The organism is Saccharopolyspora antiqui, from assembly GCF_052246905.1.
In the GTDB taxonomy this organism is placed as follows: Bacteria; Actinomycetota; Actinomycetes; order Mycobacteriales; family Pseudonocardiaceae; genus Saccharopolyspora.
This window is the reverse complement of the sequence record NZ_JBQQBO010000002.1, coordinates 465,686-488,709: the sequence shown is the minus strand read 5'-3', so window position 1 is coordinate 488,709 and position 23,024 is coordinate 465,686. Positions and strand designations below refer to the sequence as shown.

General features: G+C 69.8%; 23 protein-coding genes. 9 read left to right on the top strand and 14 right to left on the bottom strand.

The genetic code is table 11. The features are described 5' to 3' along the window. Window positions 1-153: 153 nt before the first annotated feature. Genes ACTWQN_RS06855 through ACTWQN_RS06840 form a run of 4 tightly spaced genes read right to left on the bottom strand, consistent with a single transcriptional unit; the run spans window position 154 to window position 3,549 of the window. Window positions 154-1,143 carry an aldo/keto reductase gene (locus ACTWQN_RS06855; RefSeq protein ID WP_443202458.1) on the bottom strand — a complete coding sequence of 330 codons (990 nt, stop codon included), beginning with the start codon at window positions 1,141-1,143 and terminating at the stop codon, window positions 154-156. After that, window positions 1,140-1,466 (bottom strand): L-rhamnose mutarotase, encoded by a 327-nt coding sequence (locus ACTWQN_RS06850; RefSeq protein ID WP_443202457.1) that lies wholly within the window; start codon window positions 1,464-1,466, stop codon window positions 1,140-1,142. The genes ACTWQN_RS06855 and ACTWQN_RS06850 overlap by 4 nt, the downstream gene beginning before the upstream one ends. Before the next feature lie 14 nt (window positions 1,467-1,480). Then, a complete protein-coding gene (locus tag ACTWQN_RS06845; protein ID WP_443202456.1) occupies window positions 1,481-2,230 on the bottom strand; it encodes an SDR family NAD(P)-dependent oxidoreductase in 750 nt (249 codons plus the stop codon). Further along, complete coding sequence (locus tag ACTWQN_RS06840; protein ID WP_443202455.1) at window positions 2,227-3,549, bottom strand: L-fuconate dehydratase; 1,323 nt, start codon at window positions 3,547-3,549, stop codon at window positions 2,227-2,229. Before ACTWQN_RS06840 ends, ACTWQN_RS06845 begins: the two co-directional genes overlap by 4 nt. A gap of 212 nt (window positions 3,550-3,761) precedes the next feature. Here ACTWQN_RS06840 and ACTWQN_RS06835 point away from each other — a divergent pair, with 212 nt between their 5' ends. The 3 genes from ACTWQN_RS06835 to ACTWQN_RS06825 all read left to right on the top strand — a co-directional run bounded on the left by ACTWQN_RS06835 (window position 3,762) and on the right by ACTWQN_RS06825 (window position 5,967). Continuing rightward, complete coding sequence (locus ACTWQN_RS06835) at window positions 3,762-4,139, top strand: MerR family transcriptional regulator (RefSeq protein WP_443202454.1); 378 nt, start codon at window positions 3,762-3,764, stop codon at window positions 4,137-4,139. Further along, complete coding sequence (locus ACTWQN_RS06830; protein ID WP_443202453.1) at window positions 4,136-5,422, top strand: amidohydrolase family protein; 1,287 nt, start codon at window positions 4,136-4,138, stop codon at window positions 5,420-5,422. The genes ACTWQN_RS06835 and ACTWQN_RS06830 overlap by 4 nt, the downstream gene beginning before the upstream one ends. Before the next feature lie 140 nt (window positions 5,423-5,562). Continuing rightward, window positions 5,563-5,967 (top strand): protein-tyrosine phosphatase family protein, encoded by a 405-nt coding sequence (locus ACTWQN_RS06825; RefSeq protein ID WP_443202513.1) that lies wholly within the window; start codon window positions 5,563-5,565, stop codon window positions 5,965-5,967. 150 nt (window positions 5,968-6,117) lie between these two features. On the opposite strand, the gene ACTWQN_RS06820 is transcribed toward ACTWQN_RS06825, so the two are convergent. Beyond that, entirely contained in the window at window positions 6,118-7,293 is a 1,176-nt protein-coding gene (locus ACTWQN_RS06820) for a macrolide family glycosyltransferase (protein WP_443202512.1), read from the bottom strand. Between the two features lie 523 nt (window positions 7,294-7,816). On the opposite strand from ACTWQN_RS06820, the gene ACTWQN_RS06815 reads away from it, so the two are divergent. Continuing rightward, the gene (locus ACTWQN_RS06815; protein ID WP_443202452.1) at window positions 7,817-7,978 is read left to right on the top strand and encodes a hypothetical protein; all 162 of its coding nucleotides are present in this window, start codon (window positions 7,817-7,819) and stop codon (window positions 7,976-7,978) included. A 132-nt stretch (window positions 7,979-8,110) separates the two neighbouring features. Beyond that, window positions 8,111-8,476: a flavin reductase family protein gene (locus tag ACTWQN_RS06810; protein WP_443202451.1), complete on the top strand. Its 366-nt coding sequence runs from the start codon at window positions 8,111-8,113 to the stop codon at window positions 8,474-8,476. A gap of 25 nt (window positions 8,477-8,501) precedes the next feature. Here ACTWQN_RS06810 and ACTWQN_RS06805 read toward each other — a convergent pair whose 3' ends face one another. The 3 genes from ACTWQN_RS06805 to ACTWQN_RS06795 form a co-directional block, all read right to left on the bottom strand. After that, window positions 8,502-9,530, bottom strand: a complete 1,029-nt coding sequence (locus tag ACTWQN_RS06805; RefSeq protein ID WP_443202450.1) for a tetratricopeptide repeat protein — start codon at window positions 9,528-9,530, stop codon at window positions 8,502-8,504. Between the two features lie 225 nt (window positions 9,531-9,755). After that, a complete protein-coding gene (locus ACTWQN_RS06800) occupies window positions 9,756-10,163 on the bottom strand; it encodes a thiol-disulfide oxidoreductase DCC family protein (RefSeq protein ID WP_443202449.1) in 408 nt (135 codons plus the stop codon). A gap of 158 nt (window positions 10,164-10,321) precedes the next feature. Next, window positions 10,322-11,725, bottom strand: a complete 1,404-nt coding sequence (locus tag ACTWQN_RS06795; RefSeq protein ID WP_443202448.1) for an NAD(P)H-quinone dehydrogenase — start codon at window positions 11,723-11,725, stop codon at window positions 10,322-10,324. Window positions 11,726-12,048: 323 nt separating this feature from the next. On the opposite strand from ACTWQN_RS06795, the gene ACTWQN_RS06790 reads away from it, so the two are divergent. Then, a complete protein-coding gene (locus tag ACTWQN_RS06790; protein WP_242184557.1) occupies window positions 12,049-12,501 on the top strand; it encodes a gamma-glutamylcyclotransferase in 453 nt (150 codons plus the stop codon). An 81-nt stretch (window positions 12,502-12,582) separates the two neighbouring features. After that, window positions 12,583-13,371, top strand: a complete 789-nt coding sequence (locus tag ACTWQN_RS06785) for a DeoR/GlpR family DNA-binding transcription regulator (protein WP_443202447.1) — start codon at window positions 12,583-12,585, stop codon at window positions 13,369-13,371. 3 nt (window positions 13,372-13,374) lie between these two features. Here the strand turns inward: ACTWQN_RS06785 and ACTWQN_RS06780 are convergent, their stop codons facing one another. Beyond that, window positions 13,375-14,364 (bottom strand): helix-turn-helix transcriptional regulator, encoded by a 990-nt coding sequence (locus tag ACTWQN_RS06780; RefSeq protein ID WP_443202446.1) that lies wholly within the window; start codon window positions 14,362-14,364, stop codon window positions 13,375-13,377. A 64-nt stretch (window positions 14,365-14,428) separates the two neighbouring features. Here ACTWQN_RS06780 and ACTWQN_RS06775 point away from each other — a divergent pair, with 64 nt between their 5' ends. Continuing rightward, the gene (locus ACTWQN_RS06775; RefSeq protein WP_443202445.1) at window positions 14,429-15,226 is read left to right on the top strand and encodes a nuclear transport factor 2 family protein; all 798 of its coding nucleotides are present in this window, start codon (window positions 14,429-14,431) and stop codon (window positions 15,224-15,226) included. A gap of 20 nt (window positions 15,227-15,246) precedes the next feature. On the opposite strand, the gene ACTWQN_RS06770 is transcribed toward ACTWQN_RS06775, so the two are convergent. Both ACTWQN_RS06770 and ACTWQN_RS06765 read right to left on the bottom strand, forming a co-directional pair. Next, window positions 15,247-16,680 carry an FGGY-family carbohydrate kinase gene (locus tag ACTWQN_RS06770; protein WP_443202444.1) on the bottom strand — a complete coding sequence of 478 codons (1,434 nt, stop codon included), beginning with the start codon at window positions 16,678-16,680 and terminating at the stop codon, window positions 15,247-15,249. Window positions 16,681-16,714: 34 nt separating this feature from the next. Continuing rightward, window positions 16,715-17,428 carry an HAD family hydrolase gene (locus ACTWQN_RS06765; protein WP_443202443.1) on the bottom strand — a complete coding sequence of 238 codons (714 nt, stop codon included), beginning with the start codon at window positions 17,426-17,428 and terminating at the stop codon, window positions 16,715-16,717. A 158-nt stretch (window positions 17,429-17,586) separates the two neighbouring features. On the opposite strand from ACTWQN_RS06765, the gene ACTWQN_RS06760 reads away from it, so the two are divergent. Further along, window positions 17,587-19,062 (top strand): FGGY family carbohydrate kinase, encoded by a 1,476-nt coding sequence (locus tag ACTWQN_RS06760; protein WP_443202442.1) that lies wholly within the window; start codon window positions 17,587-17,589, stop codon window positions 19,060-19,062. A gap of 11 nt (window positions 19,063-19,073) precedes the next feature. On the opposite strand, the gene ACTWQN_RS06755 is transcribed toward ACTWQN_RS06760, so the two are convergent. From ACTWQN_RS06755 to ACTWQN_RS06745, 3 genes are all read right to left on the bottom strand, one after another. Further along, on the bottom strand, window positions 19,074-19,745 hold the full coding sequence (locus ACTWQN_RS06755; protein WP_443202441.1) for a hypothetical protein: 672 nt from the start codon (window positions 19,743-19,745) through the stop codon (window positions 19,074-19,076). A gap of 162 nt (window positions 19,746-19,907) precedes the next feature. Next, complete coding sequence (locus ACTWQN_RS06750) at window positions 19,908-21,152, bottom strand: amidohydrolase (protein WP_443202511.1); 1,245 nt, start codon at window positions 21,150-21,152, stop codon at window positions 19,908-19,910. Window positions 21,153-21,380: 228 nt separating this feature from the next. Further along, window positions 21,381-22,640 carry a M20 family metallopeptidase gene (locus tag ACTWQN_RS06745; RefSeq protein ID WP_443202440.1) on the bottom strand — a complete coding sequence of 420 codons (1,260 nt, stop codon included), beginning with the start codon at window positions 22,638-22,640 and terminating at the stop codon, window positions 21,381-21,383. Window positions 22,641-23,024 lie beyond the last annotated feature (384 nt).

The window sequence follows — 23,024 nt, the reverse complement described above, 5'->3', positions numbered from 1 at the left end:
CAGCGGAAGTCGTCGGCGGATTCCACAGCCCACTCGGCGAAGGTTCACGCCGCGTGACCGGTCACCTCTGTTCGACCCGTCGACACCGGCACATCGCGCCGGTGCGCGCCTCGCGCGCGATAGGACAGCATCATCCCCGGTGCCGCAGCTGCGTCAGGTCGGCAGCGGCAGGTCGGCGCGCAGCAGGCCCGCGGCCACCAGCTCGCTCCACAGCGTGACCGGTACCGGTCGATCGAACAGTTCGGCGTTGCCGCGCACCTCGTCGGCGGACCGGGCGCCCACCACGACACTCGTGACCGCCGGATGTGCTGCGGCGAAAGCCATCGCGACCTGCGGCAGGCTCGCACCGTGCCGGTGGATCACCTCGACCATCCGCGCCACCCGCGCCCGCAGTACCGGCGGGGCCGGGGTGTAGTCGTACCTCGCGTCCGGTCCCGGCTCGTCGGTGGCCAGCACGCCGCCGTTGAAGACTCCGGCCGCGAGCACCGATACGTTGCGCCGCAAGCACATCGGCAACATGGTGTCCACTGCGGACTGATCGAGAAGCGTGTACCGCCCGGCGAGCAGCACGGCGTCCACGTCCGTCTCGGTGACGAACCGCTCCAGCATCTGCCACTGGTTCATGCCGACCCCGATCGCACCGATCACGCCTTGCGACCGCAGCTCGTGCAGTGCCGGATACGCCTCTTCGACGGCCTGTTCCCAGTGGTCGTCCGGGTCGTGGATCAGCACGAGGTCGATGCGGTCCATGCCGAGCCGACGCAGGCTGGCCTCCAGCGACCGCCGCACCCCATCCGCGCTGAAGTCCCAAACCCTTTCCTGATCAGCTGGCACGTCGAAGCCCGCGTCATCGCGCAACGCCGCACGCTGCGGGCTGGGCACCAGCAGCCTGCCGACCTTGGTGGACACCACCAGTTCGGCCCGCGACCGCCCGACGAGCGCCCGGCCGAGTCGCCGTTCGGCCAGCCCGAGCCCGTAGTGCGGGGCGGTGTCGAAGTAGCGGATCCCCGCATCCCATGCCGCAGCCACCGCGGCGAGCGCGGTGTCCTCATCCACCGCGTGGTAGAGGTTGCCGATCACCGCACCGCCGAACCCGAGTCCCGAGACCGAGACCTCGGATCCGCCCAGCCGACCGAACTTCATGCGCTCCGCCCGCTCGGTAACTCCCACACCTGCTTCAGTCCGGCGTCCGTGCCCGAATAGTCGTCCTCGACGGCCAGCAGTTCGGACATCTCCGCCTGCCAGGCGATGTTCGCCGGATGGTCGCGCAGCGCGTGCCGCATCGCCTGGTAATCCTCGACCTCCACCACGTGGAAGAGATCCGGGCCGTCGCGCCAGATCCGCCAGCTGTGCACGCCCGCTGCGCGCAGCGCCGCGTCCAGCTCCGCCGGGATCACCGCGTGCACCCGCTCGTACTCGGCTTCCCTGCCGGGTTTGAGCTTGGTGTGCAAGACGATTCGCTGCATCTTCCAGTCTCCGTTCAGCTCTTCCGCAGGCGCAGGCCCTGCATGCCGCCGTCCACCGCGAGGCTGGTGCCGGTCGTCGCCCCGGCAGCTGGACCGGCGAGGTAGGCGATCGCCGCCGCGACTTCGTCCGCCGACACAAGTCGGCCGGTGGGCTGGCGGGCCCGCAACGCCCGCAGCTCGGCATCGGGATCGTCAGCCGCCGCGAGCAGCCGACGTACCCAGGGGGTGTCCACGGTGCCCGGGTTGACGCAGTTGACTCGGATCCCTTCGGCAACGTGGTCGGCGGCCATCGCCAAGGTCAGCGACAGCACCGCGCCCTTGCTCGCGCTGTAGAGCGCCCGGTTGGGCAGGCCCGCGGTGGCCGCGATCGAGCAGGTGTTCACGATCGCCGCGGCCGGGGATCCGCGCAGGTGCGGCAAGCACGCTCGTGTCGTGCGCACGATGCCCAGGACGTTGACGTCGAAGACCCGGCGCCACTCGTCGTAGGTGTTGGTCTCGACCGTGCCCTGGGCGCCGATCCCGGCATTGTTGACCAAGATGTCGACGCCGCCGAAGCGCTGCACGACCTGCTCCACCGATGCGGACACCGAGTCCTCGTCGGTCACGTCGCAGCACAGTCCGAGCACCTGCACTGGTACGCGGGACGGATCGAGGTCGAGGGCCGCCACCGAGGCACCGCGGGCAGCCAACTCGGTGGCCACCGCGAGCCCGATGCCCGAACCCGCCCCGGTGACGACGGCGGTCCGACCAGCGAAATCACTCATGCGTCCGGCTCCTCGGCGATCGACGTCCACACCGGTCCGTCGGGATATGCGTAGTCGACCAGCGTCTCCGGCCGCAGCTGTGCCGAGAACCCGGGACGGCCCGGCGCCAGGTAACGGCCGCCGCGAAGCGTCACCGGATCGACGAAGTGCTCGTGCAGGTGGTCGACGTATTCGATGATCCGGTCGTCCATCGACGCCGACACCGCGACGAAGTCGAACATGGCCAGGTGTTGCACCAGTTCGCACAGGCCGACGCCGCCAGCGTGCGGGCACACCGGAACACCGAACTTCGCCGCCAGCAGCAGGATCGCCACGTTCTCGTTGACCCCGGCCACCCGCGCCGCGTCCAACTGCAGGTACGACAGGGCACCGGCCTGCAACAGCTGTTTGAACACCACCCGGTTCGCCACGTGCTCGCCGGTGGCGACCCGGACCGGCGCGATCGCCTTCGCGATGGCCGCGTGACCGAGCACGTCGTCCGGGCTGGTCGGCTCCTCCACCCACCACGGGTCGAACGGTGCCAGCTCGCGGATCCAGGCGATCGCGGCGTCCACATCCCAGCGCTGGTTGGCGTCGACAGCGATCCGGATGTCCGGGCCGACCGTCTCGCGGGCGATCCGCATCCGCCGGATGTCGTCGGCCAGATCCGCCCCGACCTTGAGCTTGATCTGCCGAAACCCCTGTTCGACGGCCTCCCGGCAGAGGCGCCGCAGCTTGTCGTCGGAGTATCCGAGCCAGCCAGGCGTGGTGGTGTACGCCGGGTAGCCGCGGTCCCGGAGGGCTGCCGCACGCGCTGCCTTCCCCGGCTCGGCCCTGCGCAGGATCTCCAGCGCCTCGCTCCGGGTCAGGGCGTCGCTGAGGTACCGGAAGTCGACGAGATCGACGATCTGCTCCGGTGCCAGCTCTGCCAACAGCTGCCACAGCGGCCTGTCCGCCCGTTTGGCCTTCAGATCCCACAGCGCGTTGATCACGGCTGCGATCGCCATGTGCACCACGCCCTTTTCCGGCCCCAGCCAGCGCAGTTGCGAATCGTGCACCAACTCCCGCCACACGCCGCCGAGGTCGTCCAAGGTTTCCCGAACCGGCCGACCGACCACGAAGGCCTCCAGGGCGCGAATCGCGGCGGTCTGCACGTCGTTGCCGCGACCGATGGTGAAGGCGAAGCCGTGGCCTTCGAGGCCGTCGCCCGCATCCGTGTCGAGCACCACGTAGGACGCCGAGTAATCCGGATCCGGATTCATCGCGTCCGAGCCGTCCAGCTCGCGAGAGGTGGGGAATCGGATGTCGTAGGTCCGCAGGCCGGTGATCGTCGCAACCATCAGGCCCACCTCGCTTCCTGCACGTCCACCGGACCTCCCAGCAACGGGTGTACCCCTTCACAGGTATAGCGACCACCGCGCCGAATTCCAAGATCACCTGCGTTCGGGGGTCGAGGGCGCCGCCGTGCAGGACGTCCTGGTCACCGGGTCGCAGCGGCCCCGGTGATGGCTGAAGTTGACTTCGCCCACGCGCGAACTCCTACCTTGGGCACGTGGACTTGTTGCAGGTGAGCGAAGCCGCCGAACACTGCGGGGTGAGCGCGAACGCGCTGCGCTACTACGAGCGCATGGGATTGCTGGGGCCGGTCGAGCGGGACGCCGGTGGGCGGCGGCTCTACGGCGAACAGACGCTCGCCCAGGCGGTGTTCGTGATCCGGATGCGGCAGACCGGGATGACCATCCGCACCCTGCGGGAGTTCCTGGACCTGCTGCGCGCTGGTGAGCACACCATCGACCGGCGCCGGGAGATCCTGCTGGAACACCAGGCCCGGCTGCTGCACCAGCGCACCGCGATCGACGCCTGCCTGGAACTCATGGCGGAGAAACTCGACAGGTTCGCGAAGCTGACGGTTGCGGAAGGCAAGCGATGACCGAACGAATGTTGCTCCGAGGCGGCCTGCTCATCGGCCTAGGCCAGGCGGTCCCAGGCGGCCAGGGTGATGTCCCGCAGCGGGGCGACCTGCTCGTCGAGGACGGCCGGATCGCCGCCATCGGACCAGATCTGGCAGCGGTCGACGCGGAGGTCGTCGACGCGACCGGCAAGATCGTGCTGCCGGGTCTCGTGGACACCCACCGCCACACCTGGCAGTCGGTCCTGCGGCAGCGGGGCGCGGACTGGAGTTTCCAGGACTACTTCGAGGAGATCTTCCTCCGCCTCGGCCCGCGCATGCGGCCGGAGGACGTGTACGCGGGCACGCTGCTCGGCGCGTTGGGGGCGCTGGACAGCGGCGTGACGACCCTCGTGGACTGGGCCCACGTGCAGAACACCCCGGAGCACGCCGATGCTGGCCTCGACGCGCTGCGTGACGCCGGGATCCGCGCCGTCTACGCGCACGGCTGGCCGTGCACCGACGCACAGCGATGGATGTCGAACAGCACCGAGCCGCATCCGGCGGACCTGCGCCGCCTGCGTGAGCGGATTCCCGGCGACGACGGTCTGGTCACGCTGGCCATGGGCGCCCGGGGACCACGCAGCACGATTCCGGAGGTCACCACCGCCGATTTCGAACTGGCGCGCGAACTCGGGCTCCGGATCACCATGCACGTCTTGGGCGACAATGACGTCGATCAGCTGCACGGTGCCGGGCTGCTGGGCCCAGATCTCACACTCGTGCACGCCTCCCGGTGCCACGACGGGGAGCTCAAGCTGGCGGCCGACCACGGCGTCAGCGTTTCCCTCGCCCCGCAGATCGAGTTGACCATGCCCGGCCTCGGCCTGCCGACGATCGAAAGGCTGCTGGCCGCAGGGCTCGCACCGACCCTCAGCGTGGACAGCGAGACCGCCGCAGCGGCTGACATGTTCACGCAAATGCGGATGGCGGTGGCGGCGCACCGCGCCTGGCACGGCCGCGAACTGTCCACAAGGGATGTTTTGTGCTGGGCCACCGCGCACGGCGCTGCCGCCGTCGGCCTGTCGGACCGGATCGGCTCGCTGGTCGCAGGCAAGGCCGCCGATATCGTGCTGCTGCGGGCCGACGACGTGAACCTGGTGCCGCTGACCGCCCCGACCGAGGCGGTAGTGCTCGCCGCGCACGCCGGGAACGTCGACACGGTGCTGGTCGCTGGTCAGGTCGTCAAACGAGACGGCAGGTTGGTCGGCGACCTGGCGCGGGCTCGACGACTCGCGGCAGCCGCGAGCGTTCACCTCCGGTAGCGCGGGTACCGAAGGGTTCGCCCGGATTGCGCTGGCAGACAACCGAGTTCGGCCTCAGCGAACCGCCCCGACGCGGCCACGCATCAGCCTGGGGACGACAGCGCTAGGCTCGCGCCGTGACCGCTGTTTGGGATCCCGAGATGGTCGGCGTGCTGCGACTGCCTTCGGGTCGGCTGGTGCGCGGCCGGGGGCTCAGGCGCCCGCTCCCGGCCGGGCCCGAACCCGCGTTCGCGTTGTACCTGCTGGGGCGCGAGCCGTCCCCGGTCTCTTGGGAGGCTCGCTGGCTTCGCTGGCCGGACTTCTGGTTGCCGTCCGACCGGACTGCTGCCGGGGCTGCGCTGCGCGAGGCGTGGGCGCGTGCCGAAACCGAACGCGTGGAGATCGCCTGCGGTGGCGGGTACGGCCGAACCGGCACGGCGCTGGCCTGCCTCGCCGTGCTGGACGGGGTGCCCAACCACGAGGCGGTCGCCTACGTCCGGAAGCATTACGCGCCACGCGCCGTGGAGACGCCCTGGCAACGCCGCTTCGTCGCCCGCTTCCGGTAATCGCCCGACTCGTCTGCAAGATCAGCGCGGTCACCGCGCCAACCCGGTGAGCCGTCCCGGCCGCGGCACCAGCCGATCTCTGCCGAAGGGTGAGCTGCCCGACTGGCCCGGCAGCCCACCTCGACAGCGATCTCCTACAGCAGGGGTCTCCTACAGCAGGGCTTCGAGGACTTCGACCGCGCGCCGCAGGCCACCGGATTCGCGGATCTCCTGCCGCATCTCCTTCAGCCGCAGCAGAATCCGCTCATCCCTGGTGACCTTCTCCAATGCGGCGCGGAGTTGCTCCGGCGTGACCGTTTCGCCGTCCACCTGGGTACCCAGCCCCAGTTCCTCGATCCGGGCGGCGTTCAGGAACTGCTCGGCCGCCTGCGGCACCGCGATCATCGGCACCCCGTGGTAGAGGCCTTCCATCGTGCCGCCCATGCCCGCGTGCGTGATGAATGCGCTCGCCCGCGACAACACGCGCAACTGCGGAATCCACTGGTGCACCTCGAAATTCGGCGGAACGTCGCCGAGTTCCGCCGGATCGATCGAGCGCCCGACCGACATCACCACGTGCCAGTCCAGGTCGGCGAACGCACGCAGCGACTTGCGGTAGAACGCCAACCGGTCGTTGTAAGCCGAGCCGAGCGAGATCACCAGCACCGGACGGGAATCCGGTGGCTGCCAGTCCCCCTGGAACGCCCGCTCGGTCAACATCGGTCCGACGAAGGTGAACGAGTCGGCGGCCCGGTCACCGCTGTACTGAAACGTCCGCGGAATGGTCACGATGCCGCGCCGTGGCACCGCCACGTCCTGGAAGGTCAGCTCGACCCCCTGCTGGGCGAAGTACTCGTCGTACCGGGCCCGCACCGCGAGCTTCTCCGGAGTCAGCTCGATCTCGAAAGCCTCCTCGATCCCCGCCGCGTAGACGTGCGTCGGGGACAACTGGATGTGGGGCAGCTGCCACTTCTCGGCGAGCACGAGCCCCGGGAAGGCCGCGACGTCGTAGACGATGAGATCGGGCCGGTCCGCCGCGTACGCCCGTTCGAGCTGCGGCAGCACGGCCATGGTCTCCTCCAGGAACATCGTCTGAGCCGCGACCTCCTCTTCCGGCCACTCCTGCGTCGCTGCCGACGGTCCCGGCAGCAGGGAGGTGTAGCGGACCGGGATGGCACCGGCCTCCGCCACCTGCGCGGCGAAGTCGTCGGTCGTGGCGTAGGTGACGCGGTGCCCGCGGCGAACCAACTCGGTGACCAGCCCGAGTCCCGGGTTGATGTGCCCGTGCGCCGGGATGGACACGAACGCGATGTGCGCGGGCCGGGTGCGGTAGCTGTTCTGGGCCATTTCGGCCATGGTTCTACTCCTGATCAGAAACGCCCTCGGCGCAGCGAGGGACGCGGAAACAGTGTTCACTTGACTTGCCGCGCCTCAGCAGCCGTACCGAACCCGCGACGGCACCGAGCACGGAACACGGACCGCCGGGAAGCTGACGGCTGGTGCTCAGAACTCGAATTCGGGAGCGGGCAAATCCCAGAACGGGAATCTGGGTACGCATCGAGGCGCCACGAAACAGGCGGAGGAAGCCGCCTGCCGCTGCCGCGTTGGAAGCGGCCTGATCAGAAGTAGAACTGCACGTTGGCCATGCGGGAAGGCTAACGCACCCCGACGACGGATGTCGCGTCGTTTTCCCCTGGTGTGACCGGTCGCGCAGGAATCACGTTCGCCAGCGACGAACGCGGCGCCCGCTGGTCCGGTCCGGATCTGCCCTGGCCGAGGCGGGCGTGGAGCATCGCTGTTTATTTGTCAAAGAACCGAATTCTGTTCACCGGGGACACCACCCGGGGACACCATCGCCAACGTCGGCGAAGTGATGCTCGGCACGTTCAACAGGGATCGTGCGCGAGCGATCGAGTCGTTCCACCGCCTGGCCGAGCTCGACACCGAGGTGGCGTGCTTCGGCCACGGAGAACCGATCGGCAGCAAGGCCGGTGTCGAACTCCTCGCAGCGGCGGCAAAACTCAACGCGTAGTCCACAACAGTTCGGCAGGCACCGAAACAACACCTCCTTACGGTTTCGGCTCATGGAGACCATGGCGCCGAGCAACAACATCGACAATGGTCCGCGGTCGAGCGGTTGGCGCCACTGACCGGCCGTGATCCGGTGCCGGAGCACAAGCGCGGCACGTTTCGCTTCGAGCCGGACAAGTTCGGTGCCGCCGGACTGCGCCCCCAGCCCTCTGAACTGGTCCGCCCGCCCCGAGTCGCCGAATGCCCGGTTCAGCTGGAAGCTCGGGCGACACGCGTGCAAGCCGATGTCACCAACAGCTTCCGCATCATCGAGGCCCAGGTGCTGCGAGTTCATTGCGTTCCCCGGATCGTCGTGCCCGGTACCCAGCACATCGATCCAACGGCGTGGAGTCCGCTGATCTACAACTTCCGGCACTACTTCGGGCTCGGCCCCGAGCTGGGACACAGCTTCCGCTCCCAAACCGCACCAGCCACGGGAGCCAACGCCGGGATCTCCTGATCGCACAGCGGTGCTTCGGTGGGGCTCAGGCGGCGAACTCCGTCATCTCGGCGATCGCCTCCTCCACCATCCGCCTGGTGTGCCGCAGTTCCCGACTGTCCAATGTGGCCAGCAGGGCGTGCAGTTCACTCTCGATGACTGGTCGTGGGCGGCCCAGCTTGTCGAGGCTCTTCAACAAGCCCAACTCGGCCAGCGCCGCACCGCGCGGCTCGTTGATGGACCGGAACATCTTCCGCGCGTCCCGGTACGTGCGCGCGGCCTCGTCGTACCAGCACGCGCGGTACAGGACATTGCCGCGCATCTTGCGGTTGTAGGCCAGGGCGCTGGGCATGTCCATCCGGCGGCAGATCTGCTCGGCTCGCGACAGCAGTCGCAACGCCTCGTCGTGCTCCCCGCGCAACGACAAGACATCGGCCAGCCCTCGCAACGCCCAAGCCAGCCCGCGTTCGTCCCCGCCGTCCTCGGCGATCTCGGCGGCCTCCGCGAACCGCCGCCACGCCGAGCGCAGATCGCCGACATTGCGGTCCAGCTGAGCAAGCCCTTCCAGCGCCCACACCGTGTGCCTGCACTCGCCGCGCTGGCGGGCTTCGGCCAGCAGCTGCTCGTGCAGTTCACGCGCTTCCTCGTGGTCTCCGCGAATCCGCAGCGTTTCGGCGATTCCGGCCAGCGAGTAGCCGAAGGCGAGCTGATCGCCAGCCTGGCGGGCGAGGTCACGCCCGGAACGGAGCCAGCGCACCGCCGCGGTCAGCTGCCCGCGCTGCCGGGCCAGGGTGCCCCCGCTCCACAGCGCCCACGCCATCGCACCCCGCTCGCCCGCGCTGCGGGCCGCCCGGTAGCTCCCGCGCCACGCCATTTCGGCCTCGTCGAGCTTGCCGAGTCGCCGACATGCCTCCGCGACCGCCAACCGGGCCTGTGCCAACTCCAGTTCGGTGCCCTCCTGCACCGCGCGGAGCTCGCGCTCCCGCGCCGCCGCCAGCACGTCCTCGTACGCCGTGTTCACCGACATGTCCCGAAGCTGCCCCTGGTACTCCGGGGCGAACGCCTTGCCGTACATCTCAAGCCACCTTTCGCGCCGCGTTGGTGCCCAAGACGCACCAATTTCGGTGAATGGGTCAGGCCCTCCGCCGATCCCCTAAAGCGGAGGGCCTGACCTGTTCGGACCCCCGACGACGTCCAAGTTATGGCTCGGCAAGGGGTTGGCGGCTCAGCCGAAATGGCAGCTCAAATCGGCCGATCGGTCAGGAAGACAAGACTCGTTCCTCGTACTTTCGGCCGAGATCTACAGTGGTCCGGAACGATCCGAACGGCCCGGCCGTTCCTCGGGCGGCAACTGGCATGCTGGGGTCGCGCCGGGCAGCCGGAACCGGTTCGCCGCGACCAGCCGGTACGCCCACTCGGCCAGCAACCTCAGCACCGGGGCCGACATCAGCCATCCGAGCACCGGCCACGGCATCCGGCAATTCCTGAGCAGTTCCGCCACCGCGGCCGCGCCGCCGAACACCCGACCGGAGCGGGCGATCCACAGCACCTCGTGCCGGGCGCGGTCCTCGGTGGTCCGAAACGATGCCAGATCGGCTTCCTGCCACGCCAGGATGCGCATGCGCACCGGCAACCGCTCCGCCAACCGCACGCTGCGCGTGCAGAACCCGCAGTCACCGTCGTAGATCAGCACAGGCAGATCGGTCATGGTGGCCATCACCCCTTTCCGCCGGACCCGCCGATGACGGGTGCTCCCACCGGCAACGGTCGCAAACCCGACCGGCCACCGGCAAAGCAGGTGGCCGTCGGTGGCCGCCCAGCGGAAGGCCGATCGCGCCGCGGCGTTCGGGCCGATCGGCCGCCAGCTCAGTCCAGGTCGTCGTGCCGCATCAAAAGGCGGCCGGCCTCGGTCAGCGAGCCCGACAGCGACGGGTACACCGAGAACGTGTTCGCCAGGTTGTCCACGGTCACCTGGTTCTGCACGGCGAGCGCGATCGGCAGGATCAGCTCGCTGGCGTTCGGCGCCACCACGACACCACCGACCACCACGCCGGTCTGCGGGCGGCAGAAGACTTTGAGGAAGCCGCGTCGCAGGCCTTCCATCTTCGCCCGCGGGTTGGTGGCCAACTGCATCGTCACGGTCCGCGCGGGCACGTCGCCGCAGTCGATCGCCTGCTGGCTGATGCCGACGGTGGCGATCTCGGGGTGGGTGAAGACGTTGGCCGCCACGGTCTTCAGCTTGATCGGGGCGACACCTTCGCCGAGCGCGTGCCACATCGCGATGCGGCCCTGCATGCCCGCCACCGAGGCCAGCAGCAGCAGACCGGTGCAGTCACCGGCCGCGTAGACCCCCGGCACGCTGGTCCGCGACACCCGGTCGACCTGGATGTAGCCGTTGCGGTCGACCTCGATGCCCACCCGGTCCAGGCCGATGTCGGCGGTGTTGGGCACCGAACCAACGGTCATCAGGGCGTGGCTGGCCTCCACCTGGCGGCCGTCGGCCAGGTCGATCAGCACCCCGGTGTCGGTGCGCTGCACCTTCTCCGCCCGCGCGTGCTTGACCACCTCGGTGCCGCGCTCGGCGAACACCTCCTCCAGCACCGCCGCGGCGTCCGCGTCCTCGTGCGGCAGCACGCGGTCGCGGCTGGAGATCATGGTGACCTTCACGCCCATCTCGGTGTAGGCGGAGGCGAACTCCACGCCGGTGACGCCGGAGCCGATCACAGCCAGGTGTTCCGGCAGTTCGGACAGGTCGTAGAGCTGCCGCCAGGTCAGGATCCGATCCCCGTCGGGTTCGGCGCCCTTGAGGATCCGCGGCGTGGCACCGGTGGCGATCAGCACGACGTCCGCGGCCAACTCCTCGAAACCACCGTCGGCGAGATCGACCCCGACGTGGTGCACGGCCATGCCCTTGGTGGGGTTGGTGAACCGCGCTCGGCCCGGCAGGATCTTCACGCCCTCGCGGCGGACCCTGGACCGGATGTCGGCGGACTGCGCCAGCGCTAGGCCCTTGACCCGGCCGTGCACCACCGCGACGTCGACGTCGGAGTTCTCGGTCTTGGTGCGGATGCCGAGTTCCTGGGCATCGCGGAACGCGGACCGAGCACCCGCCGACGCGATGAAGGTCTTCGACGGCACGCAGTCGTAGAGCACGCATGCGCCGCCGAGTCCCTCCGGCTCGATCAAGCTGACGTCCGCCCCGTTCGAAGCGGCGACCAAGGCTGCTTCGTAGCCCGCAGGGCCGCCTCCCATGATCACGATGCGGGTCAATTCGCGCTCCTCCCCAGATCCGCCGCCTTGTGGGCGCCGAACTCACCGTACGCTGCGCGGAGTCCGGGCAATTCGGGTGGTACCAACGCCAGTCGACCTCGGCATCGGCGATCCGGATCCGCTCGGCGGCGAGCGTCATGCCTCCTCCGACGGCAGCGCCGCCTCGTCGGTCGCGGATCCGGCTTCGACATCGATCACGGCACCACCGCCGTGCCGTGACCAAGATCGTGGGCCGGGAATCCCTTGCCGTTGCCGCCGCCGTACCCACATTCGTGACGCGGTCCGCTCCGCCACTCGGGCTGTCGATCGCTACCCTGTTGGGCGTGCCTCTGTACGCCGCGTACGGGTCCAACATGGATCCGGCCCAGATGATGAAGCGCGCCCCGCATTCCCCGATGGCGGGAACGGGCTGGCTGGTGGACTGGCGGTTGACCTTCGGCGGGGAGGACTACGGCTGGGAAGGTGCCCTGGCCACCATCGTCGAGCAGCCCGGTTCCCAGGTTTTCACGGTGCTCTACGACGTCAGCCCGGAGGACGAGCGGCAGCTCGACAGCTGGGAAGGCGGCGAGCTGGGCATGCACAAGAAGCTCCGGCTGCGGGTGCAGACGTTGGACGGAGCGGTGCTGGCGTGGTTGTACGTGCTGGACGCCTACGAGGGCGGACTGCCGTCGGCGCGTTATCTCGGTGTGATGGCCGATGCTGCCGAGGCGGCCGGGGCACCTGAGGACTACGTCGAGAAGCTGCGCAAACGCCCGTGCCACAACGTCGGCCCCTGACTCGCGCGTGATATCTGGTTCGAACATCACGCTTGGCGTGTGATAATCACTTCGGTTGCACACGCGAGGTTGGGACAGTCCATGGCCGAGGCCGCCAACGCGCCGCTGAGTCGGCAGCAACGGCGCGAGCAGATCCGCCAAAAGGTGCTGGCCAGCGGTTTCGTTCACATCGATGGGCTCGCCACCGAGCACGGGGTCAGCGGCATGACGATCCACCGCGATCTGGACGTCCTCGAAAAGCAGGGGTGGCTGCGCAAGGTGCGCGGTGGCGCGACATCGACGCCGACCGCCCTCCTGGAGACCTCGGTGCGGGCCAGGATCGCCGATGCCGCCGAGGAGAAGGCAAACATCGCAAAGTACGCGGTGCGCTTCGTTTCCCCCGGCCAGGTCGTGGCGCTCGACGACAGCACCAGTGCGCTGGCCGTCGCCGAGCTGCTGGCCTCGCGGGGGCCGTTGACCGTCATGACCAACTTCCTGTCCGTGATCAACCTGCTCAGCGGCGAACCGGGCCTGCACCTGATCGGCCTCGGCGGCGACTACCAGGCCTCCTACGACGCGTTCCTCGGCCTGCACACCGCCAACATGGCTCGCACGATGCGCTCCGACGTGCTGTTCATGTCCACCACCGCGGTGGTCGGCGGGCACTGCCTGCACCGTTCGCAGGAGACGATCCAGGTCAAACGCGCGCTGATGGAGACCGCGGGCAAGCGGGTGCTGCTGCTGGACCACGCCAAGTTCGACCGGCGGGCGGTGCACGAACTGGCACCGCTGACCGAGTTCGACGTCGTCGTGGTCGATGCCGGGACCCCGAAGCCGCTGCGCGACGAGCTCCGGAATTCCGGTGTGGCGCTGGAAGTCGCCGAGTGCTGACGGTCAGTCCGTCCCGGGGTGCGTGCGGTAGATGCGGTTGAGGGCGTCGAGCGTGCGGGCGAGGTGTTCGCGGAGTTCGGCGGGCGCGAGGATTTCCGCGTCGGCACCGAGTTTGAGCAGCTCGGGAAGGGCTTGATCAACGGACTCGATGGGGATCGTGACCCGGATCCAGCCGTCGGGATCCGGGGATGCCGCGGTTTGCCGAGCCCGCTCGGCCACAGCCGTCTCCATCACGTGGGGAAGCCGGTCGAAGCCACTGGGGGACAGGCGGATCGTCGCTGTGCGCTGGTGGCGGCGCGCGTCGAAGTGCGCCAGGTAGCTCTGCCAGTAGTCGGCCAGGTCGAATCCGTCCGGCCGGTCGATCTGCTCGTCTAGGACGTGCAGGTCGATGATCCGGGAAACGCGGTACGCGCGGATCTGCTCGGCCGCTCCGGCTACCAGGTACCAGTGGCCCGCTTTTAGGACCAGCCCGTACGGCGCCACGGTCCGGGTCGTTTCGTGGGGTTGCGCCCAGCGCAGGTAGCGCATCCGCATGGCGCGGTTGCCCCACACCGCTTCCGCGACCGCGCTCAGGTGCGGCACATGATCAGCGTCGCGGTACCAAGCGGGGGCGTCCAGGTGGAACCGCTGCGCGATCCGTCCCGCTCGGTCGCGGAGTTCGTCGGGCAGGGCGGCCATGAGCTTGAGCTGCGCGGCGGTCACCACAGCGCCCAACCCGAGGTCGGCGGCGGCCGTGGGCAGGCTGGTGAGGAACAGCGATTCGGCCTCCTCGGCGGTCAACCCTGTCAACCTGGTGCGGAAACCGCCGAGCAGCCGATACCCGCCGCGGTGCCCTGGCTCGCCGTACAGCGGCACGCCAGCGGCGCTGAGGGACTCCACGTCCCGGTAGACGGTGCGCACGGACACTTCGAGCGCCTCGGCCAACTCCTGCGCCGTCATCTGCTGCCGGGTCTGCAGCAGCAACAGGATCGATACCAACCGGCTCGCGCGCATGGCCGCAAGTCTGCCGCGATCCACTGACGGAAGATGTCAGGCAACGAGCCTTAGCGTTCGGGCCATGAACATCGACATCGATCAGTTCGTCAACCGCTACGTCGCGGTGTGGAACGAGCCCGATCCGGTGGCCCGCCGCCGTGCCATCGGCGCACTGTGGGCCGCGGAGGGCGTTGAGCTCACCGAATCGGCGCGGCACCAGGGCCACGACGCGATCGAAGCCCGGATCACCCAGGCCCACGATGAACTCGTGCGTGCCGCGGGTTTCGCCTTTCGGCCCGGCGACGACGCGACCGGCCACCACGACACGGTCATCTTCACCACGCACATGGCCCCGGCCTCCGGCGGCGACATCGTCTGGTCCGGACGCGTTTTCGCGACCCTCGGCGAGGACGGGCTCATCCGGTCCGATTACCAGTTCACCGTGCAACCGCCTGCCGGGGACCGGAGCGCGGTCACCCGTGCTGTGGTGCGGGACTTCCTCCACCGGTTGGCCGAAGGTGATCCGGACCGGATCGCCGACCTGTTCGCCGAGCACGTCGACTGGCAGTTGGACTGGCCGACCGGCGGCCACCCGGCGGTGCCCTGGATCCGGCCCCGTTCGACCCGCGCCGATGTCGCCGACCACTTCCGCGCGATAGCCGCCAGCCACATTCCCGAACAGTCGGCCGGGTCGGCGTCCCGCATCCTCGTCGAGGGCGCGGACGCGGTCGTGCTCGGCGATATCCGCCAGACCGTGAAGGCCACCGGCAAGCCGTACACGGCACTGTGCGCGCTGCATCTCACCGTCGAAGCTGGCCTGATCACCCGTTACGCCGTCTACGAAGACAGCCTCACGGTCGCGGGGGCCCTCACCGGTTGATCGGTCGCGATTCGCGGCTCCTAGATCCAGCCCCGGGTGCGCAGCTCGGTCAGGAAGCGCTGGTAGCTGTCGTTCAGCTGGGACACCTCCGGGCGCGCCGGTTCGACGAGTTCGCCGCTCGGCACCATCGCGGCCGCGGCTGTGCTCAGGTCCGGGTGGATCGAGCCACTGGCTGCCAGCAGGGCGGCGCCCAGTGCCGTGCCCGCCCCCTGGACGCGCAGCACCGGCCGGTCCAGCACCGAGGCCCGGATTCGGCACCAGTCGACGCTGCGGGCCCCGCCTCCTGCGGTGCGCACCGGGCCATCAGCGGGCGCACCCAGCTGGGCCAGCCGTTCCAGCGCGAGTCGTTCGCAGAAGGCGACGCCTTCGAGGCGGGAGCGGTATTCGTCGATCCGGTCTTGGGGCTCGCCGAGCACGAACTGCGTGGCGTGCTCGGCGAGGAACGGGAACCGCTCCCCCTCGCCGCGCAGCGGGTAGTTGACCACGCTGGCGGGGCCCCGCTCGGTGGCCGCGGCGTCCAGCCGCGGCAGCTCTGCGGTGTCCACATCGGACAGTGCGGAACCGCCGATGTTGGCGGCACCGCCCGGCAGCCACATGCCGTCTGGATGCAGGTGGCTGTACACCGCGCCAGCCGGATCGTGCACGAGCCGCTTGGCGACTCCCTTCAGCACCAGCGTTGTTCCGAGGACGGTCACGAACTGTCCGACGTCGACGGCGCCGCACGCCAGCTGACCGGCGCAGCCATCGGTCATACCGGCGCGCACCTCGCAGCCGACCGGCAGACCGGTCTCCGCCGCGGCCGTGGCGCTGACCGCGCCCAGCACCGCGGTCGGTCGCACGACCTCCGGTAGCAGTCGATCCGGTACGCCGAGGGCGTCGAAGACCTCGGTCGCCCACTCGCCGTCCACCGCGTCGTAGCCGCTCTTGAGCGCATGGCTGGAGTCGGTGGCGACCGGGTGTCCGACGAGCTTCCAGGCGAGGAGATCCGGGGTGTGGCACACCAGCGCGGCGCCGTCCGGGAGGTGCCGCGCCAACCAACCGATCCGGGCCAGTCCGGAGCCCGCCGACGGCGTGATGCCGGTGCGCTGCCAGCGCGGCGCGCCCACCTGGACCGCGGTTCGCGCCTCGGCTTCGGCGCGCCGGTCGTCGTACATCAGCGCTGCGGCGAGCGGTTCACCGTTCGCGTCGACCACGACGACGGTGCCCGACGTCGCAGAGATCGCCAGTGATCCCACTTCGCTGCTGCGCGTCCCCAGGGCCGCTGTGCATTCGGCCAGGCAGTCCCGAACCGCTGGCCACCAAGCACTGGCGTCCTGTTCGGAGCGGCCACCCGTCGAGCGCACCGGTGGTGGCAGCGGCCGGGACGCCGCCGCCACCGGTGCTCCCGCCGGATCATGGATCTGCACCCGGACGTTCGCGGTCGCGACATCGACACCAGCGACGAGCCCGCTCATCGGCCAGCCTCCGAAACCTTCGCAAGCCGTTCGCTCATGCACCCTCCTGCAACTTCTCCAGCGCGGTGGGCAGCTCGGCCAGCGAGAACACCGAGACATCCGGCTCGGCGAGCTGCTCCGGCGTCGGTTCGGGCGGCGCTTCGCCGCGCAGCACCCACACCGTGCGCAGGCCGACGCGCCGGGCGCCGCGCACGTCGGTGTCGAGCCGGTTGCCGACGTGCACCGCGTTCGTCGGCCCGACGCCCGCTTCCCGCAGCGCGTGCTGGAAGATCCGCGGATCCGGCTTCTCCGCGCCGACCACCTCCGAGACCGCCCAGACGTCGATGTAGTCGGCCACGCCGTCCCGCCGCAGCGCGTCCACCACCACCGCCCGCTGGTTGGCCACGATCGCGAGTTTGTAGCGTCCGGCGAGCTGCCGCAGGGTCGGCAGCACGTCGGCGTGCAGCGCCGATGGTGGGTACTCCCAATAACGCTCGGCCCGCTCGGAGAGCCGTTGCCGGTCGTTCACGGTCAGGAACCGCTCGGCGATCGCGGTGCGCAGGGACCCGCCCTGGGCTTGGCGACGCTCGTCGTAGACCTGCTGGAATTCGGCCTCGTCGACGCTTCGGCCGTCTTCGGCGGCCAGCTCGCGGACGGCTCGCAGCAGCGCGTCGCGGTAGGCCGCGTCGTCGTAGATGGGGCCGCCGACATCGAGCAGCACGAGGTCGATCCGGTCGGCTCCCGAGTCGGAGCGGGATTGGGCGGGCACGTCGCGTCCTTCCGGTGGTGGTCCGCAACCGGGACCGTGATGTCACATCCCAGCTCAAACATAACAGCTATCTTGAAATTTTTAACACTCGATGCTGTGATATTGCTTGGTCGGATCGATCGCGCCGACCAGCCAGGCGGGATCAGGAGGGAACGCCCGTGATCACCATCGGCATCGACGCCGGGACCTCCGTGGTGAAGAGCGTCGGCTACGCGGCGGACGGCACCGAACTCGCCGTCGCCAGCCGCCCGACCCGGGTCGAGCACCCCCGGCCCGGTTGGGCCGAGCAGTACATGCTCGACGTGTGGTCGGCCGTCGCGGATACGGTCGCCGAACTGGTCAGCCGACTGGGCGCCGAGGTGTCCGCGTTGGCCATCACCGCGCAGGGCGACGGGTGCTGGCTCGTCGACACCGCCGGTCGCCCGACCGGTCCCGCACTGCTCTGGAACGACGCCCGAGCCTCGTCGATCGCCGCGAACTGGGCGGACTCCGGGCTGCTCGCCGACCTGTTCAAGATCAACGGTTCGGTCGGCTTCGCCGGGCTGCCGCACGCGCAGCTCAGCTGGCTCGCGGAACACGAACCAGCCCGAATCGACGCTGCCGCGAAGGTGCTGACCTGCGGCGGTTGGCTGTTCCACTGCTTGACCGGGCGCCTGGCCTGGGACGTCTCGGAGGCCTCGAACCCCTTCCTCGATGCGCGGACCGGTCAGTACTCCGACACGGTGCTCACCGAACTCGGCCTGGGCTGGGCAGGACGACTGCTGCCCGAAGCCGTCGACGGCGAGCAGCGGATCGCGCCGCTGCTCGCCCCGGCCGCCGAGCGGCTGGGCGTTCCGGAAGGCACCCCGGTGGTGTTGGGTTCCTACGACGTGATCTCCACGGCCATCGGCGCCGGGGTGACCGAGCCCGGCCAGGCGTGCACGATCCTCGGCACCACCATCTGCACCGAGGTGATCAGTGACAGCCCCAAGCTGCAGCGCACCCCGGTCGGGATGTCGCTGCGCACCCCGATGCCCGGCCGCTGGATGCTGGCCAGCGCGACGCTGGCGGGTACCGAGGTCGTCGAGTGGACCTGCCGGATGCTCGGACTGCCCAACCCGGAAGACCTCACCGAACTCGCCGAACAGGCCGAGCCGGGCAGCAACGGGCTGTTGATGCTGCCGTACCTCTCGCTCGGCGGGGAACGCGCGCCGTTCTACGACCCAGCCGCCCGGGGGAGCCTGCACGGGCTGAGCCTGGAGCACGGTCCGGCCGAGATCGCTCGGGCCTGCCTGGAGGGGCTGGCCATGGTGATCCGGGACTGCCTGCGGGCCAGCACCGCCCAGCCCAGCGAACTGCGGGTCACCGGCGGGGGTTCGGCGAACCCGCTGTGGCGGCAGGTGATCGCAGACGTGACGGGGCTGCCGGTCGTCCGCACCACCGACGAGCAGGCCGGTGCCAGGGGTGCGGCGGTGACCGCGCAGGCACTGCTGGCGGGCCGCGACATCAGCGAAGTGGCCCGCGAACTGGTCGCGACTTCGGATCCGCTGCCGCCCATCGAGGCCAATCGCGAGTACTACGACGACGCCTACGGGCGGTTCGTCAGGATTCGCGAGTCCGCCCAGAGCGCGGGCTGGTTCCAGCGGGCGAAGTGACGTTCGGAGGCTCATCGCGCACCTCCGACCAGCTCGCCGTCCCGCGGTTTCGACCAGGCCAGTTGCAGCAGCGCGGCGGCCTGCCGCGTGCCCCGGCGGTCTCGGCGGCGGGCGAGCCGCTCACCGACGAGCGCGCGGAACTGATCGGCGGTCTCGCCGAGCTGCGCGAGGGCCTGTTCCAGGCAGTCCAGGGCAGGTCGGTTCGGGCCGGTGCACAGCAGTTCGGTGATGGCGACGTCCAACGCCTGGGTGCGCAGGCCGTCCAGTTCGACGACATCGCATTCCCTGATCCACGCCTGGTGGATGGCGAGATCCGGCTGGGAACGCAGTTCGCGGTGGTAGGGAATCGTCACGTGCACGACGTCGTCGGCGGCGGAGTCGCAGCCGTGGATCGCCGCGGCGGTCGCGCCGGACAACACCGAGTACGGCCCGGCGCGCAGCAGCGCTGCCGCCGCGCGGGTCAGCGGATCATGGACGCGGGTGGCCGGGACGACAACCCCGAACCAGGGTTCGACCCACTGGTCCTCGGCCAGGCCCGCGGCGAGCTCGGCGCGACCGAGCAGCCGCTCGGCGTCGCCGCTCGTCATCGCGCCGTGCAGCGATGGGTGCGGCCAGCCGCTCGAATCGGCGTGTTGGGCGGCCACCGGCGGCGGCCCTTCCGGACAGATGATGTTCGCGGTCATGCCCTTATAGAGACGGCAACCCCGCGAACAGATACAGCCGCCGGTGGATACACCTCAATCGAGTGGAATCCAAACTGGGCGCCAGCCCGAGGCCGGTACGCCCACCCGCGGGCATACCGGACTCCTGGGCGCCTGACCAGCGGAGCACCCGCGACCGGCGGCTCAGCGCTGCAAGCTGGCCAGGGCGGTATGCACCATCGCGCGGATGCCGACGAACAGGGCCCGCTCGTCCAGCGAGAACGTCGGCTGGTGCAGGTCCTTGACCCGGCCCGCCCCGGAATGCACACCCAACCGCGCGAACGAACCCGGCACGTGCTCCAGGTACCAGCCGAAGTCCTCACCGCCGGAGGACTGCGTGGTGCTGGTCAGGGCCGCTTCGCCGACCCCGGCTGCGATCCCGGCCCGGAACAGTTCGGTGCTCGCCGCGTCGTTGACCACCGGCGGCACACCGCGCCGGTGTTGCAGGTCGAATCCGACACCGAGCGGCGACAGCAGGCTGTGCACCAGCTCGTGCACCAGCGGCTCCAGCTTCGCCCAGGTGCCGCGATCGCCGGTGCGCAGCGTCCCGGTGAGCACCCCGTCCTGCGGGATGGCGTTCGGCGCCTCGCCCGCGTGCACCGCGCCCCAGGTCAGCACCGTTCCGGTGCGCGGATCGACCCGGCGCGACAGCAGCGTCGGCAGGCCGGTGATGACGGTGCCCAATGCGTGCACCAGGTCAGCGGTCAGATGCGGGCGCGAGGTGTGCCCGCCGGGCGAGGTCAGCCGGAGTTCCAGCAGATCGCTGGCCGAGGTGATGGGCCCGACCCGAGTGCCGATCTGGCCGACCGGCAGCCGCGGGTCGCAGTGCAGCCCGAAGATCCGGTCCACGCCGTCGAGCACACCGGCCGCCAGCACGTCCAGGGCGCCGCCGGGCATCACTTCCTCGGCCGGTTGGAAGATCAGCCGCACCCGGCCGGGCAGGCTCGGCGCGGCGGCCAGCGCCAGCGCCGCGCCAAGCACGATCGTGGTGTGCGCGTCGTGCCCGCAGGCGTGCGCAACTCCGTCCACTGTGGACGCGTAGGGCAGCGCGGTGGTTTCGCTCAGCGGCAGTGCGTCTATGTCGGCCCGCAGCGCCACGGTGCGCTGGCCCGGCCGTCCGTCACCGTCGATGTCGCAGAACAGCCCGGTGCCCACCGGTAGGACGCGCGGCCGAAGACCGACTCTGGTCAGCCGCTCGGCGAGGAACGCGGTGGTCTCGTGTTCGGCGCGGGAGAGTTCTGGATACGCGTGGATGTGCCGTCGCCAGGCCACCACCCGATGCGCGTTCGCGTCCAACCAGGCATCCAACCAGGACGGTCCGCGACCGGCGCCGGGATCTGCCACCGCAGATTCCACACCGGACCCGATACTGGACCCCACGCTGGACATGGTGCTGCCGATGGGCGCGCTCGGCCCGTCCACACCTGCCGCGACGAGGGCGCCCTGGGCTACCGCGGAACGCTCTGCCGCATCCCAGTCCGCGTCTTCCACCGCCGAACCACCGTTCGAGGATTGGCTCGGATCCGAGCCACGAGAATCCACTACGGTCACGCCACGCCTCCAGCGTCTTGCGGGACATCCGCACCTGGTCGGTGGCATGAGCGGGAAGCGAAAACGTCACTCATGCGGCCTTCCCGGGGTGCAGAACTCTTCCGACGAACTCCGACCGGAACGGTCGCGCGCCGCCGCCAGCAGGCGATCGCGCTGCGCGCCGTCCAATGCGGCTGCGACTGCGGTCCAGGCCATCGCCACTGCCCCGTCGAGCACCGCGCGGTCCGCGGATGGGCTCGCGCAGGCAGCGGCGAACTCCGCCTGGTGGTTGACCGCGTCGCCGCAGTCCACCGCGATCATCGGATGGATCGCGGGCAGGACTTGGGTCACGTTGCCCATGTCGGTGCTGCCGATGACCCGGCCCAGCTCTTCGTCCCGGTCGAGCGGTTCACGCCCGAGCTCGGTGATCGCGCGGCGGTACACCTCCGACAGCCAGCCGTCGGGGTTCAGCTCCGCGTAGACCGGGGAGATCTGCACGACGTCGTGCTCACATCCGGTTGCCGTCGCACCCGCCTCGAAGCAGGCCCGGATTCGGTTCTCCAGGCGCTGCAGGGAGCGCGCTTCGGCAGCACGCAGGTTGTAGACCGCCGCAGTGTGCGCGGGGACGATGTTCGGCGCCGCGCCACCTGCGGTAACAATACCGTGCACCATCTGCCGGGGTTCCAGGTGCTGCCGCAACAGGCCGATGGCGACCTGCGCGACGGTCAGGGCGTCGGCGGCGTTGCGGCCCAGCTGCGGAGCCGAGGCGGCGTGCGCGGCACGCCCGGTGTAGCGGACTTCGAGGTCGGTGATCGCCAGCGAGGTCGGGCGGCAGATCTCTTCCGGACCCGGGTGCACCATCATCGCCAGCGCGACGTCGTCGAAGGCGCCGCGCCGCAGCATCAGCACCTTGCCGCCGCCGGTTTCCTCGGCCGGGGTGCCGATCAGCCGCACCGTGATGCCCACGTCCGCGGCGATCTCCGCCAGCGCGAGCGCGGCACCGACTCCGGCCGCGGCGATGACGTTGTGCCCGCAGGCGTGCCCGACCTCGGGCAGCGCGTCGTATTCCGCGCAGATCCCGACGACCAGTTCACCGGCACCCGATTCGGCGACGAGTGCCGTGTCGAGGCCGGCGACCGGTGTTCGGACCGTGAAACCGTGCCGGGCCAGCAATTCCGCGACCTTGGCTGCGCTGCGGTGTTCGGCGAACGACAGCTCCGGCTGGGCGTGGATGCTGCGGGAAAGCTCGACCAACTCCGGCTCGTGCCGCTGCACCGAGGCGCGGCACTGGGCGCGCGCTGCGGCGAAAAGGTTGTCCTCACGGGGCACGAACGGGGTGGCACTCATTTGCGCCCCATCCTGCATCATCGGCATCGGGGGCGCGTCGGGCGCTGCACGATCGGGAGTCCACCGGTCGACGCACTGCGACGAACGGGTGGTGTCCATTCAGCGGAACCGAAGAAATCGAGTTCCGCCGATGCGCATCGCACCTAATTCCGCAACCGAGGAATTGCCCGGGTCGACAAGCTCTGACGTGCTCTCCCTTTGCCCGCAGGCGGGCCAACACCATCGTCGAGAGCGTTCGCCGGACAAGGGTGTGGGCTGGCACCGGTCGGGGGGCTTCCCGGTGCCAGCCCACGTCTGTGAGGGCCTGCTGCCCCATCGCAGGTGCGCTGACGTCGTCATTCCTCCTGAGGAGGAGCGGTTCGCGCACGCAGTCAGTTGTGAAAA